Source organism: Clostridium sp. M62/1 (assembly GCF_020736365.1).
Classification (GTDB): domain Bacteria; phylum Bacillota; class Clostridia; order Lachnospirales; family Lachnospiraceae; genus Otoolea; species Otoolea saccharolyticum_A.
The window spans coordinates 1-13,314 of sequence record NZ_CP085988.1; the positions used below are offsets into that span (position 1 = coordinate 1).

Consider the following 13,314-nt stretch of genomic DNA (forward strand, 5'->3'; position numbering starts at 1 on the left):
TATGCCTAACAACGAGTGCCCGTTCAGCGTGGCGAAAGTTATCAACTAAGCGTACCGAGTAGAAAGGAGCAAAACCATGAGAAAAAATCAGGGTAACAGTGGGAACCGTCGGCTATTATGACGCCAAGCACGCCCACAAAAGAATGACAGCAGCGGACGGCCCGTTTGAGTGCGAGGACACTCAGGCGGAGCACTTCGTCTCTGCTGGTGTCGCTGAATACGTCGGCGGCGCAATCGAAGTAGACGAGGCGGACGAGCAGGAAGTGACCGGCCACCTTGCAAAGAGCCAGCTCGAAGAAATGACGATCCAGCAGCTCCAGAACCTCGCGCGGGATCTCGGCGTTGACGTTACCGGCTGCAAAAAGAAAGCCGATTATGTGGACGCGATCGCAGCCGCAGAAGTAAACGCTGGCGGCATGGTTGACGACGAGGACACAGACGGCGACGATCTCCCGGATCTGAACGCAGCAGATCCGGAATAATGGAGGTGAGCACATGATCCGAATGATCAAAGGCACCTACGGGCTCGTTAAAAACGGAACCGTGGAACCTATGACGAAACACTCTCCTGCCTTCTCTATCAACGCAGCCCGCGAGGCTGAGCTGGTGGAGGCTGGCGTGGCCGTGTATGAGGCGGAGCCGGAAAGCACTTTCTCAGAATACAACGGTCTGAACATGACAGAGCTCAGAGAAGCTGCAGCAGCGTATGGCGTAGACGCGAGCGCAGTCCGCAGCAAAAAGGAAGTGATCGCCCTGATCGAGGCAGCCAAGGTCAAAGCCGACAGCTCCGCAAAAATCGAGGCGGAACCTTCCGAGGCGTAAGCTCGTGAGCTTCAAAGACCAAATAAAGCAGGATCTCTCGGACATTTTCCTGAATCTGGACGAGTTCGCAGACCTTCACCGGATCGAAGGAAGGAAGTCCCGGTGGTAATTGTCCAGTGACATAATGGCCAAGCTGAGCAAAATCGGCGACAACCGTATTCATGGAATGGACGAGGCCGACATGGTGATCATGGGAAAAGCCTCCGACCTTCCAGAAAATCTGGATCCCGGCCGCCTTCTCAATCTGGACGGCCGTGAGGTGATCGTTGTCACTACCACGTCGGAAATGGGACTCGTACAGATCGCGGTTCGCCAGAATCGCATGAGCTAAGGAGGTGACGGCAGCATGACACTGGTAAACAGTATCGACCAAAATAGTGAGCTGGCTCACTGAAAACGTATGCAGCAAGATCACCCTCAAACTGCCGGACGACTACCGGAACGACACCGGCTACGACGTCGTTATGGTAAACCCCGCGGCGTTCCCTTTATACGTTCCGGGAAAGGATCGGCTGCCGCCAAACGTGGCCGCTCCGATCCCTTCCGTCTGCGTGCAGCTCATGGAAGGAAGCGACGAGCTTATTCAGAAAAAGAGGCAGCTCCAGATCCGGCTCTGCCTCGCCTGCTGGAATCCCGGCCAACACGGCGGGGAGATTTTCAAACCCTCGCGAAAACGCGAAGGCAACCGGCGGCTACTCCTACTACGTCAATACCGGAGAAGCTGCCAAAACATACTCGCGAAACATGGACGGCTGGCGCGATTGCTACAATCTGGCCGACCTCGTACTCCGCGAGATCGAAACTGCGGAATATATCGCAGGCCATAGGCTCGTAAAAGAGCAAGGGATCAAGTTCGGCCCGTTCACAGAGGACGGCAATGTCTGGGACTACTACCCGTACTGGCATAGCTGGATCAGCTTCGCGCTGGAAATCGGAACGACTCCGGCGATCCCGAAAGAATACGAAGAATTTTTATAAGGAGGACTAAAACATGGCATATTTGCATGGCGCATATGGCGAAATCGGCGAAAGCAAAGTGGCTTCCGTCACTCAGGCCGACGTGGTGGCCGCGTATATCGGCACCGCACCGGTGAACCTGATCAGGGGTTACGCTGACAAAGATCTCGTTAATATGCCGGTAAAAGTAACCAATATGAGCGAAGTCCAGAGCCTCGTCGGCTACTCCGACGACTGGGAAACATTCACCCTCGGTTCTGCGTTCGCTGAGCACTTCGACAACACCGTCGGAAATGTGGGCCCGATCTATATCGTGAACGTGCTCGATCCTGCGGTGCATAAATCCGCACAGAAAACCACAAAGGCCCTGACCTTCACAGACGGCAAGGCAGAGTTTGAGAGCGACAAGATCATTCTCGACACCTTCGCGATCGCTGACAAGGCCGAGGGCGTGGACTATGCTCTCTCTTATAGCATGGCAAAGCACACAGTAACCGTGACACTGCTCAAAGAGACTGACGGGGCCGAACTCTCCGCAACCTTCGACACCGTGGATACTTCCAAGGTGCAGGCGGCCGACATTATCGGTGAGAAAACCGAAACCGGAGAATATACCGGACTGGCTTCCATGGCTCTACTCTATCAGTACCACAACGCCGTGCTCAATATTCTGGCAGCTCCGGGCTGGAGTCATATCCCGGCGTATACAAGGCCATGGTGAGCACTATCCAGAAACTCAACGGCCACTGGGACAGCTTCGTTCACGCCGACGTTCCTCTGGAGGACAAAGGAACCAAGATCGACACGCTCGCAAAGGCTCAGAAATGGGCCATTGACAACGGCTACACCAGCGAGTTCTCGAAGGTATACTGGCCGAAGATTAAGGACGGCAACGGCCGGATCTTCTGGCTGTCCACAGTAGGCGCCGCCACTATGCAGCGCGTAGACCTGAGCCACGACGGCGTTCCGTTTGAATCTCCGTCCAACAAGGAAATCATGGCCACGAGCCAGTATTTCGGTGAGGACTCCAAGAACCGCGGCTTCGATCAGGAAACCGCGAACAAGCTCAACGAAAAAGGAATCACAACAGCCTGCTTCTGGGGTGGCCGCTGGGTATTGTGGGGCCCTCATACTGCTGCGTACAAGTACAACGGCAGCATGGACGCCCGCGCGATCTTCGACGTAAATATCCGTATGCTGGAGCATATCACGAACAGCTTCCAGAAGGATCACGGAACTGAGATCGACAGCCCCTATGACTCCGCAGGACAAGGACAGCGTGCTGAATTTTGAAAAGGAAAAGCTCGACACCCTTCTGGGAATCGGTGCCCTGATCGGTACCCCGTCCGTGGAATTTGTGGAGAGCGCGAACCCTACCAGCAACATGCTGAACGGCGACTTCGTTTGGGACTTCTCCGTAACTAACACGCCTCCGTTCAAGTCTGGCACCGCTCGCGTATGCTACACAGACGAAGGCTTCCAGTCCTTTTTTGCTACTGAATAAGGAGGTGCAGAACAATGGCAAAATGGCTCGATATTAAAGGCCCGGTAGTGGCCGACACTGTATACGCGGACAGCACTCTGGTGGCGAAGGACGTCGCCTTCACTCTGCCCGGTATTGAATTTTTAACCGCTGACGTGCAGGCCATGGGTAACATGACCGTGCCACTGATCGGACTTCTGGAGAACATGGAGCTCTCCATTACAAAGATCGGCGTAGACAACGGCCTGCGCCGCATGAACCGCCTCAAAAAGCAGAGCTTCGAGTTCCGCTGGGTTCAGAATGTCGTAAAATCCGACGGATCCACCGCAACCGAAGGCTGCAAGGCTTTTGTGCGTACTATGCCGGGCTCATTCCCTGAGCTGGGCGTCGAAGTCGGCAGCGCAACCGAAGCCGAGAACACTTACAACGTGACAAGGCTCCAGATCTACGCAAATGGCGTCGAGATCTGCTGCGTCTGACCGTTTGGCTCAGATCCTCCGTATCAACGGCGAGGACTACATGAGCCAGATCAACAACCTGCTTTAATGCAGTAATCAAAAAATAACCACGGCCCGCCGGTCAAGTCACTGGCGGGCTCTTTTTTTGTTTGAAAGGAGAACAAAATGAACGGAACCCTCACTCTGAAAAATCCCGTAATGATCAACGGGGACAAAATCACAGAAATGAAGTACGACACGAACGAGATCGACGGCGTGCTTTTCGCAACTGCTGAGGCAAAGAGAAAAGCGGCCGCAGGTATGAAGAATCTGTCCGTGTCCGCAGCGGCAGAGTTCGACTTCGGCCTCCACCTCTACCTCGGCTATGCTGCGATCGTGGCCGTGAATCCGACTTATGACTTTTCCGATCTGGAGCGCATGAAGGGCGCGGACGTTGTGGAGGTAATGGCCCTCGGCCGAAATTTTATGCTGAAATCGGAGCCGGAACCACAGGAAAACGACTCCGCAGAGCCTACCGCGACTACGCCAGAGTCTACCACACCAGCACGACAGAGCTCGAAAAAAAGCGAGTAACTGACTTCATCATAGAGTATGCAGAAGCGGCCGAGGATCTCGCAGCCGAAAAAAAACGCGCTGAGAAAAATCGGCCGCTAAACATAAGGAGGCCAAAGCACACAAGGAGGTGAGGACGTGGCAGACCATACTCTACAATCTACGATAGAGATCGCCGGATCCCTCAGCCCCTCCCTTCAATCGGCCATAAACGCGGCCGTCTCTCGTCTGGAGGAAATGAGCAAAGAAACGCTCGAAGCCGCCGGTGCCTCCGCACAGTTAGCGGCAAAGATCAGCACGCAGGAGACAGTCCTCAAAAATCTGGAACAAGGCTACGCCGACTACATTGTGACCGGCCAAGAAGGAACCGAGGAAGCCGAACAGCTCGCGAGTACAATCCAAGAACTGTCCGGTGAACTGACGGAAAATCGCGGCACGTTGGACGCGGCAGAGAAAGCCGCCCGTGCCCTGTCCGAAACCATGGACGACGCAGGCGGAGAAGCTGAAACGCTGCGCTCTACAATCTCCAAACAGGAGGACACCCTCCAACAGTTAAAACAGCGATACGTTGACGTTGCAACCGAACAAGGGGAAACCAGCGACGAAGCGCGGGAACTCGCTCGACAGATCCAAGACCTATCCAGCGAACTGCACGAGAACAAAACCAAGCTCTCGGACGCAGAGTACGCAGCGGACAAGTTGGACAATTCTCTGGAGGAAGTCGAAAGCTCGGCCAAAAAGGCAGACGACGGCTTCACCATGTTTAAGGCTACGTTGGCAAATCTCGCAGCCGACGCGATCATGCGAGCGGTGGATGGTATCAAAAATCTGGTTGGAAACGTCATAGAGTTGGGCCAAAACTTCACCAGCACCATGTCCGAGGTATCGGCAATCAGTGGCGCAACCGGTGAGGACTTCGAGAAACTGGAAGCCTGCGCCAGAGAATACGGCGCCACCACGGTTTTCTCGGCCAGCAATGCAGCCGAGGCCCTCAAATACATGAGCCTCGCCGGGTGGGACGCCGATCAGTCCACAAGTGCGCTGGGTGGCGTTCTGAATCTGGCCGCCGCTTCCGGCATGGAACTGGGAGCGGCTTCCGATATGGTAACGGACTACCTGAGCGCCTTCGCCATGGAGGCCGGAGACGCCGCATACTTCGCAGATCTGCTCTCCTACGCGCAAAGCCACAGCAACACCACGGCCGAAGCACTGGGCGAAGCCTACAAGAACTGCGCAGCCAACTTAAATGCAGCCGGGCAGGACGTCGAAACCGTCACCTCGCTGCTCGAAGGAATGGCAAACCAAGGTTACAAAGGATCCGAAGCCGGAACCGCCATGGCCGCGATTATGCGAGACATAACCAACGGAATGAAGGACGGCGCGATCAAGATCGGAGAAACCTCCGTGGCCGTAATGGACGCACAGGGCAACTTCCGAGATCTCACCGACATTCTCACAGAAGTGGAAGCCGCCACAAATGGAATGGGCGACGCAGAACGAGCCGTCGCGCTATCTTCCACTTTTACCGCAGACTCCACCAAGGGCCTGAACCTGATCCTCAACGAAGGCATGGACAATATCGCCGGGTACGAGGAAGAACTCCGCGGAGCTTCTGGATCCGCTGAGGAAATGGCCAATATTATGAACGACAACCTCAGCGGCGACGTGGCGGCAATGAACAGCGCCTTCGAGGAACTGGGGCTCAAAATTTACGACGCGCTGGAAAGTAAGCTACGAGCAGGTGTGCAGTTTATCACTAACGGCGTGATCCCGGCGATCGAATGGCTCGGCGGACATATCCCAGAAGTGACCATAGCGGTGAGCGGCCTCGGTGCCGTTATCGCGGCTATGAACTGGGGAACCATATCGAGCAAGATCGCAATGGTGAAGGGCGCACTGGTAAAACTCGCTGCAGCACTGGGAGGCGTATCGCTTCCGGCTATTGCTATTATCGCAGTGATCACGGCCGTGGCTCTCGCCTTTACGAATTTATGGAAAAACAACGAAGAATTTAGGAACAAGATCACAGCGATCTGGGACGGAATCAAGGCCAAGTTCGACGAGTTCGGGCAAGGAATTGTGGACAGGCTCAACGCGCTGGGGTTCGAGTTCGAGGACATAACCGAAGTAATGAAGGCAGTCTGGGACGGCTTCTGCGAGGTGCTCGCTCCGATTTTCGAGGGCGTATTCCAGCAGATCAGCAATATTCTGAACGAGGCCCTCGACATTCTGACCGGCCTGTTTGACATCTTCGCCGGAATTTTTACCGGTGACTGGGACATGGTATGGCAGGGCGTCCAAGAAGTTTTCGGCGCAGTCTGGGACTTCGTTGTGGCAACCTTCGAGAACTGGATCAGCACGTTCACCTCTCTGGCGGACACCGTTCTGGGCTGGTTCGGCACCGACTGGGAAACCGTCTGGACGAATGTTAAAACATTTTTCTCAGACACATGGAACGCGATCTCGTCGTTTTTCTCCGGAATCCTGACGGGAATCAAAACATTTTTCACGGACACATGGAACGCGATCGTCTCGTTTTTCTCCGGAATTTTATCCGGAATTTATTCGAGCGTTACCGGAACCATGACCGAGATCCACGACACCTTCACGAATATCTGGGACTCAATCACCGGATTTTTGTCCGGAGCATGGGAAACAATTAAAAACATTGTGACCGTCGGGATCATGGCCGTGAAGGAAATTATCAGCGCAGCCTTCCAGATCATCACGCTGCCGTTTCGGTTTATCTGGGAAAACTGCAAGGACACGGTGCTCTCTATCTGGGAGACTATCAAGAGCGTGATCGGCGAAAAAATCGACGCCGTAAAAGAAAAGATCACCACGGTGACGACTGCGATCTCCAACGTAGCAAGTGCAGCATGGAACGCGATCAGCTCCACGGCTTCCTCCCTCTGGGAAGGAATCAAAGGCACGATCGGTTCCAAAATCGACGCAGCCAAGGAGAAAGTAAGCACCGCGACGAGCACGATCACCAGCGTGGCGAGTTCCGCATGGTCAAGCGTAAGCTCCACGGCTTCCTCTCTCTGGAGCACAATCAGCTCCACAGTGAGCAGCAAGATCTCGGCGGCCAGTTCCGCCGTAAGCTCGGCAACGAGTACGATCACCAGCGTGGCAAGTTCCGCATGGTCAAGCGTAAGCTCTGCCGCTTCCTCCAAATGGGAAAGCGTCCGGAGTACGATCAGCAGCAAGCTGAGCAGCGCGCAGTCTACCGTTTCCAGCTTAATGAGTGGAATCACTTCCACCATGAGTTCGGGACTCAGCTCCGCACTCAGCACAGTGTCGGGTAAGTTCTCCAGTATTTACTCGACGATCAGCAGCAAAATGTCGGCAGCAAGGGACGCCGTAGGAAACGCGATCAGCGCCCTAAAATCAAAGTTTAATTTCTCGTGGAGCCTGCCACACCTGAAACTCCCTCATGTGAGTATCAGCGGCAGCTTCTCGATCAACCCGCCAAGCGTACCACACTTCGGTATTTCATGGTACAAGGACGGCGGTATTCTGACGCGCCCGACTATTTTCGGCGCAGCAGGTAACAATCTTCTGGCTGGTGGTGAAGCTGGCGCCGAGGCGGTGGTTCCTCTTGCAACCCTCTGGGATAAGTTGGAAACCATGATCACCTCAGTGTTCAACACTGCAAGCACAACCGGCGGATCTTCTGGCGAAGGACTCACAAGCACGGCCGGAAGGCTTCTGACTCTGGACGACTTCTCTCTCGGAAGTCTGGCAGACAGTGGCGGCGTGGTAGTTTACTACGACTTCTCCGGCTTCACATGGAGCCCACAGATCCAGACAGAAGGAACCGGCGACGACGCGGACGACTTCATGGCGAAGCTCAAAGCCCACGAGGCCGAGTTCTTCGACTGGCTGGAAGAATTTATAAAAATGCGGGAGGTGGCTCAATATGCGTAGAGTAACAGGCTACAAAGACTACACGACACGCGAAGGGGACACCTTCGACGCGCTGGCCCTCGAAATGTACGGGGAGGAAATGCTGGCGCACTATATCGCAGAATTTAACCCCGACTATGCGGACGTGCTGATCTTCGACGCGAACGTGGCCCTCCGGCTGCCGATCGTCGAAGGTGCAGAGACGCCGGAAACTCTGCCGCCGTGGCGTCGGGACTCTGAGGACGAGGACGACAGCGCGTGAACCTCTACTACAACGGGGTGGATATATACGGGGACGTGTCGGTGAACTACTGCGTGCACGAAATGTTCGCAGAAAAGCAAGCCGACACCCTCGTGATCCGCTTCAATGACACCAAGGGAACATGGAGCAAGTGGCAACCGGCCGAAGGTGACACCGTGCAATTCAAAGAAGGCGCGAGTGATACCGGGAAAATGTTCGTGCACTCCATGAAACCAGAAAACGGGCTTTTTACGATCCGAGCCATGTCCATGCCGAAAAGCGGCAAGACAAAAAAGAGTAAAAGCTGGGAGGGCGTCCGGTTCCTACAACTGGCGAATGAGTTCGCAGGAAATCACGGGCTAACATTCCAGAACTACGGCTGCACGGATCAGGTTTACCCGTATATCAAACAGGACAGCGAGACAGACTTCGCCCTATTCCACCGGCTCTGCACTCTGGAAGGCTGCCAAATGCTTATATTTGACGGCAAGCTGCTGGCGTATAACGAGCAGTACATAGAGGGGCAGACTCCAGCCGGTAGTCTCTCCGTAGATGAAAACGGCGTTTTCTCCTATGAGGACAACCGGGGCGGAATGTACGGATCCTGCGAAATTGCAAGCGGAAGCTACTCCGGAAAATTTATAGCCAACAGCTCCAACAGCTCAGTGCTCCGCCCTGCGGTGCCTATTCAGGTAACCAGCAATGCAGAGGCGGCACGCTTCGCCAAGGGGCTGCTGCGGAACGCGAACAAGTTCGCCCGATCCGGATACTTTTCCAAGTCACTTATGACCGGATATGCAGCCGCCAGCATTTTGACACTATCAACACCAAGGGCAACCATGTGGGACGGTACCGTTTTTGTGTATAAAGTCCGGCATGATTTTGTCGGAAATAAATCCACGATCTACTTCCGACACATTCTGGAGGGCTACTAATGGGAAACATCAATAAAGGCACGATCGCCAGCATATCAGGAAACACGGCCCGCGTTGTACCGTCTGACGCCGGGGCTAAGCCAACCGCAAAGATCACGATCCCGTGGCACCTCCGCGGATCCACCGGAAACCTCTCAAAAGGCACGGCGGTGGTTTATGTGGAGTTTGACGACTCCACCGGGCTGCTGCTGGGCCGGGCGGACGGTGAATGGGGGTGCTACCTGCCGAGCCTCTCGGCCGGTAATATCAACGTACCGAAGGGCGACGTCACAGCTCGCGGCATAAGCCTGAGCGGGCACACCCACGGAGGCGTCGAAACGGGCAGCGGATCCACTAAAAAACCAAACTAAGGAGGTACAGCCATGCCAACAATGGCACAGTGGGGCTCAAAAAAATGGGCCGTATCATCAAAGCAAGTCGTCGCGCTGGAGGGGCTGGCCTTTTCCTACGAGCAGGTGGCCGACGAAAACACCAGCACCGAGGACAAAAAGACGACTAACGAACGAGGCACCGAGCTTTTCCCCCTCTCATTCACCACCGTGCTACACTCAGGCGCAGGCGTTGACGTATGGGCGGAGATCCAGAGCTGGAAGGCTCTCGTCACAAAAGTGAATTATTTCTATCTCGGCGGCAAGAAGCTGGGGCCGAAGCTCCAGCTCCGAAAAGTCGCGGTAAGCAACACAAAGGTGGACGGCAAGGGGCGGCTACTTCTGGCCACTCTTTCCTTCACATTCAAGGAATACGATCCGGCCACCACCAGCGTGAAGGTAAGCACCACCGCGCTGAATGTGAAAGCGAGCACCGCCTCGAAGTCCGTCAAGAAAACAACCAACACAGCGGCCAAAAAGGCCGCAAAGAAAACGATCAAAGTCGGCGACTATGTGAAGCCGACCGGCAGCAGGTACGCAACCGGCCAGAAGATACCAAACTGGGTAAAACAACGAAAGCATAGGGTGAGCCAGATCAAGAGCAGCCAAAACAAGGTGCTACTGGGCCACCCTAACGGGATCAATAGCTGGGTGTATCTGTCCGAAGTAACTCTCGCATAAGGAGGTGACGCCATGATAGCAAGCGGAAACGGGAGCCCGGAAGTGTGCGCCGCCAATCTGCTGAGGATCGTCCGCGGTGAAGTCGCATACGATCGCGTGCGCGGCGTTGACGGGACTCTGATCGACAAACCGAACGCGACCAACGAGGCCGTGGCTGACGCGGAGTGGGTTCTGGAAACCTTCGAGCCCCGCGTGGAGTCTGACAGTATCGCCTCAGATCCGGCGGCTGCCTTCTCTGGCGACTTCGGCATGATCGTGAACATTATCCAAAGAAAGGAGGACGAGGATGCATGAGCGAGCTCAAATTCATAGAGACAACCGACGAAACAATCTACACCGACATACTGGAAGAATTAGAGAACGGCGTCGGCGAGCCTCTCTACCCCGGTGACGAGCGCCGAATCTTCGGCGACACCATGGCGAAGGTGATCGTCACTGTTTACAACACAGTAAACGACGCCTGCCGCCAGAAAATGCTCCGATATGCAAGGGGCACTGTTCTGGACGCTCTGGGAGAAAACAGAGACGTGATCCGTCTCGATCCTACCTATGCCACTACCACCCTACGGTTCACAGTTACCGAAGCGGTGGGCTCTAATATCATTATACCGGCCGGACTTCGAGTAACAGGTGACTTCGTTCACTATTTCCTGACAGACACCACAGCCGTGCTTTATGCAGGTAGCCTCTATGTGGACGTGGCAGCAACCGCCGAGGAAGGCGGCACGGACTACAACAACATAGACGAGGGCGAGATCTCCGAGATCGTGGACGTCTCCGACGTTCCACTGCTCGACGGAGTAACAAACCTGACCATAACAGAAGGCGGAGGCGACCGTGAGGAGGACGAACCGTACCGTGAGAGAATCCGAGAGGCTGAGAACAAACTCAGCACCGCAGGCCCGGCCAAAGCCTACAAATACTGGGCGCTGTCCGCGAACTCTCTCGTCACGGACGCAGTGGTGGAATCCGAAAAGGAAACGATCACCAGAACACTGAAAACATACGCCGGGCACGCCTTCCAAGGTGGCGCCAATCTCCTGCCGGACACTCTGGTGGTTTTCCTGAGTGACGGATCCGAAGCCACAGCAGGGGCCGACTATACGGCCGAGTATGCAGACGAGCTTCTGACTCTCTCACTCTCCGGATCTCTCGCTGGAGCCGAGGCGGTAAAGATCCAGATCGGCCGCAATATGTACGGCCGCGTCAAGATCGTGCCGATCTGCGCCGGAGGACAGATTCCGAGCGAGGAAGTGCTGGCCGACGTGCTGGCTGCCTGCTCTGCGGACGACGTTCGCCCTCTCACTGACATGGTAACGGTGGAAGCTCCGGAAACTCACGAGTATGACATAGAGCTCACCTATTACACCACTAAAGCCAACGAGTCAGAAGTAGTGCAGAACGTGGAAGGATCCGGCGGGGCTATTGATCAGTATATCAACTGGCAGGGCTCCACACTGAATCAGGACATAAACCCAGACGAGCTCCGGAAGCGGATCCTCTGCCCTGACTGGGCCGACGATCTGATCGGAGCCACCCGTGTGCAGATCATCAAACCGGAATACACCGAGCTCAACAGCACGACCGTGGCCAAGTTCTCCGGTAAAAAGATCGTGAAGCATATCGTCAGAGGATAAAGGAGGTGGACAGCATGGGCGGCATGAAAGTGTCAAACATGGATTTTATAAAACTGCTGCCCGCCTTCATGCAGGACGACGAGGCAGCGATCGCACTCAGCAAGGCCGTGAACAAGCTCATAGGTGAGCCGGGCAAACGTCTGGCCACAATCCGCACATGGGACAAGGTAGACGAGCTCACAGAGGCGGAGTGCAACGAAATGGCGTGGGAGCTGGACATTGACTGGTACGACTCCGAAGGCATGAGCCTGACAGAGAAGCGGAACACAATCAAGCTCGCGCAGCAGATCAAAAGAAAACGCGGTACCAAGTGGGCCGTTGAGCGTCTGATCGGCGCATACTTCGGCGAGGGCTATGTCATGGAGTGGTTCGAGATGGACGACTCCCCGTACACCTTCGCGGCTCTAACCACAAACGCGAACACCGACGGCGAAAATTTTAATAAATTTGTTGACGCCGTTCAGGCTGCCAAAAATGTGCGCTCGCATATCGCGGGCGTTTTCTATTACTGGCAGCAGGGGCCGGATCCCGGTATTGAGTGTGCGCTGAACACGGAGCTGCACCGTTATGATTTTGTAAAATGCGGTACCAACCCGCGAACGGCCACGATCGGCTTCGTGATAAAGCCGAGCATTGAAACAGATCCGGAAGTGAAGCCGTACCTATACGACTACACTCACGCCGGAACTACAACCTGCGGAACATATCCGCAGCCCGGAACACTCGGCGCCGTCGTAAAGCAAGCGGCTGCAGCCGAGCCTGACACCGAGGCGTTCCGTTACAACTACCCTGAATGTGGAATAACTCCACGGCCGGGGACGTTGGGCTCAGTTATAAAACGCGCAGCAGCCACGAACGAAAAGGCGGCCCTGTTCTGCTATCCGTTCGTAAAATGCGGAACTAAGCGCTGCGGGGAATAAACCGAAAGGAGGGCACAAAATGGCATACTTCGGCGAAGCCTACATGGGACGAAGGCGGCAGCAGTGGCTCCGCTCTCTCGCCTATGTCGAGGCTCAGACAAACGGCACATGGCACCGCGGAACGATCAACCAGAAAAAGATCGAAGGCGAAAACGTGGTAGTTATGGCGACGTTCCCGACGCTGGACTCTATCGCCTGCACGATCAACGCCTCCCGTCTGATCGACACCTACGGGGAGCAGGCAGCATACCAGCAGAGAACTATCAACAAAGTGGCCGGACAGGGAACCATGATCAAGATCACGATCCCGATATATGAAGTCACAGCATAAAGGAAGGAGGAAGCAGACAC

At 55.2% G+C, this 13,314-nt stretch carries 18 protein-coding genes; all 18 read left to right on the forward strand.

Annotation, left to right across the window (positions count from 1 at the left end; all coding sequences use genetic code 11):
- Positions 1-143: 143 nt before the first annotated feature.
- Positions 144-482, forward strand: coding sequence for a Rho termination factor N-terminal domain-containing protein (locus tag LK436_RS00005; protein ID WP_227910123.1), 339 nt, complete (start codon positions 144-146; stop codon positions 480-482).
- A gap of 13 nt (positions 483-495) precedes the next feature.
- Positions 496-822 carry a hypothetical protein gene (locus tag LK436_RS00010; RefSeq protein WP_008398622.1) on the forward strand — a complete coding sequence of 109 codons (327 nt, stop codon included), beginning with the start codon at positions 496-498 and terminating at the stop codon, positions 820-822.
- Between the two features lie 109 nt (positions 823-931).
- The gene (locus LK436_RS00015; RefSeq protein ID WP_227910125.1) at positions 932-1,153 is read left to right on the forward strand and encodes a hypothetical protein; all 222 of its coding nucleotides are present in this window, start codon (positions 932-934) and stop codon (positions 1,151-1,153) included.
- 413 nt (positions 1,154-1,566) lie between these two features.
- Entirely contained in the window at positions 1,567-1,800 is a 234-nt protein-coding gene (locus LK436_RS00020; protein ID WP_227910126.1) for a hypothetical protein, read from the forward strand.
- Positions 1,801-1,954: 154 nt separating this feature from the next.
- A complete protein-coding gene (locus LK436_RS00025) occupies positions 1,955-2,500 on the forward strand; it encodes a hypothetical protein (protein WP_227910128.1) in 546 nt (181 codons plus the stop codon).
- Complete coding sequence (locus LK436_RS00030) at positions 2,494-3,072, forward strand: hypothetical protein (RefSeq protein ID WP_227910130.1); 579 nt, start codon at positions 2,494-2,496, stop codon at positions 3,070-3,072. The genes LK436_RS00025 and LK436_RS00030 overlap by 7 nt, the downstream gene beginning before the upstream one ends.
- Positions 3,059-3,283, forward strand: coding sequence for a hypothetical protein (locus tag LK436_RS00035; protein WP_227910132.1), 225 nt, complete (start codon positions 3,059-3,061; stop codon positions 3,281-3,283). The genes LK436_RS00030 and LK436_RS00035 overlap by 14 nt, the downstream gene beginning before the upstream one ends.
- Positions 3,284-3,297: 14 nt before the next feature.
- A complete protein-coding gene (locus LK436_RS00040; protein WP_227910133.1) occupies positions 3,298-3,741 on the forward strand; it encodes a phage major tail tube protein in 444 nt (147 codons plus the stop codon).
- Between the two features lie 144 nt (positions 3,742-3,885).
- Positions 3,886-4,293 (forward strand): hypothetical protein, encoded by a 408-nt coding sequence (locus LK436_RS00045; protein WP_005933302.1) that lies wholly within the window; start codon positions 3,886-3,888, stop codon positions 4,291-4,293.
- A gap of 117 nt (positions 4,294-4,410) precedes the next feature.
- The gene (locus LK436_RS00050; RefSeq protein WP_008398616.1) at positions 4,411-8,202 is read left to right on the forward strand and encodes a phage tail tape measure protein; all 3,792 of its coding nucleotides are present in this window, start codon (positions 4,411-4,413) and stop codon (positions 8,200-8,202) included.
- Positions 8,195-8,443 (forward strand): tail protein X, encoded by a 249-nt coding sequence (locus LK436_RS00055; RefSeq protein WP_005933311.1) that lies wholly within the window; start codon positions 8,195-8,197, stop codon positions 8,441-8,443. Before LK436_RS00050 ends, LK436_RS00055 begins: the two co-directional genes overlap by 8 nt.
- Positions 8,440-9,357, forward strand: coding sequence for a phage late control D family protein (locus tag LK436_RS00060; RefSeq protein ID WP_008398613.1), 918 nt, complete (start codon positions 8,440-8,442; stop codon positions 9,355-9,357). Before LK436_RS00055 ends, LK436_RS00060 begins: the two co-directional genes overlap by 4 nt.
- Positions 9,357-9,707 (forward strand): hypothetical protein, encoded by a 351-nt coding sequence (locus LK436_RS00065; RefSeq protein WP_008398612.1) that lies wholly within the window; start codon positions 9,357-9,359, stop codon positions 9,705-9,707. Before LK436_RS00060 ends, LK436_RS00065 begins: the two co-directional genes overlap by 1 nt.
- 12 nt (positions 9,708-9,719) lie before the next feature.
- Complete coding sequence (locus tag LK436_RS00070) at positions 9,720-10,406, forward strand: hypothetical protein (RefSeq protein WP_227910134.1); 687 nt, start codon at positions 9,720-9,722, stop codon at positions 10,404-10,406.
- A 12-nt stretch (positions 10,407-10,418) separates the two neighbouring features.
- A complete protein-coding gene (locus LK436_RS00075) occupies positions 10,419-10,700 on the forward strand; it encodes a hypothetical protein (RefSeq protein ID WP_008398609.1) in 282 nt (93 codons plus the stop codon).
- Entirely contained in the window at positions 10,697-12,043 is a 1,347-nt protein-coding gene (locus LK436_RS00080) for a baseplate J/gp47 family protein (RefSeq protein WP_008398607.1), read from the forward strand. Before LK436_RS00075 ends, LK436_RS00080 begins: the two co-directional genes overlap by 4 nt.
- A gap of 14 nt (positions 12,044-12,057) precedes the next feature.
- Positions 12,058-12,963, forward strand: a complete 906-nt coding sequence (locus tag LK436_RS00085) for a phage tail protein (RefSeq protein WP_004220696.1) — start codon at positions 12,058-12,060, stop codon at positions 12,961-12,963.
- A gap of 19 nt (positions 12,964-12,982) precedes the next feature.
- On the forward strand, positions 12,983-13,294 hold the full coding sequence (locus LK436_RS00090) for a hypothetical protein (protein WP_004220698.1): 312 nt from the start codon (positions 12,983-12,985) through the stop codon (positions 13,292-13,294).
- Positions 13,295-13,314: the final 20 nt, after the last annotated feature.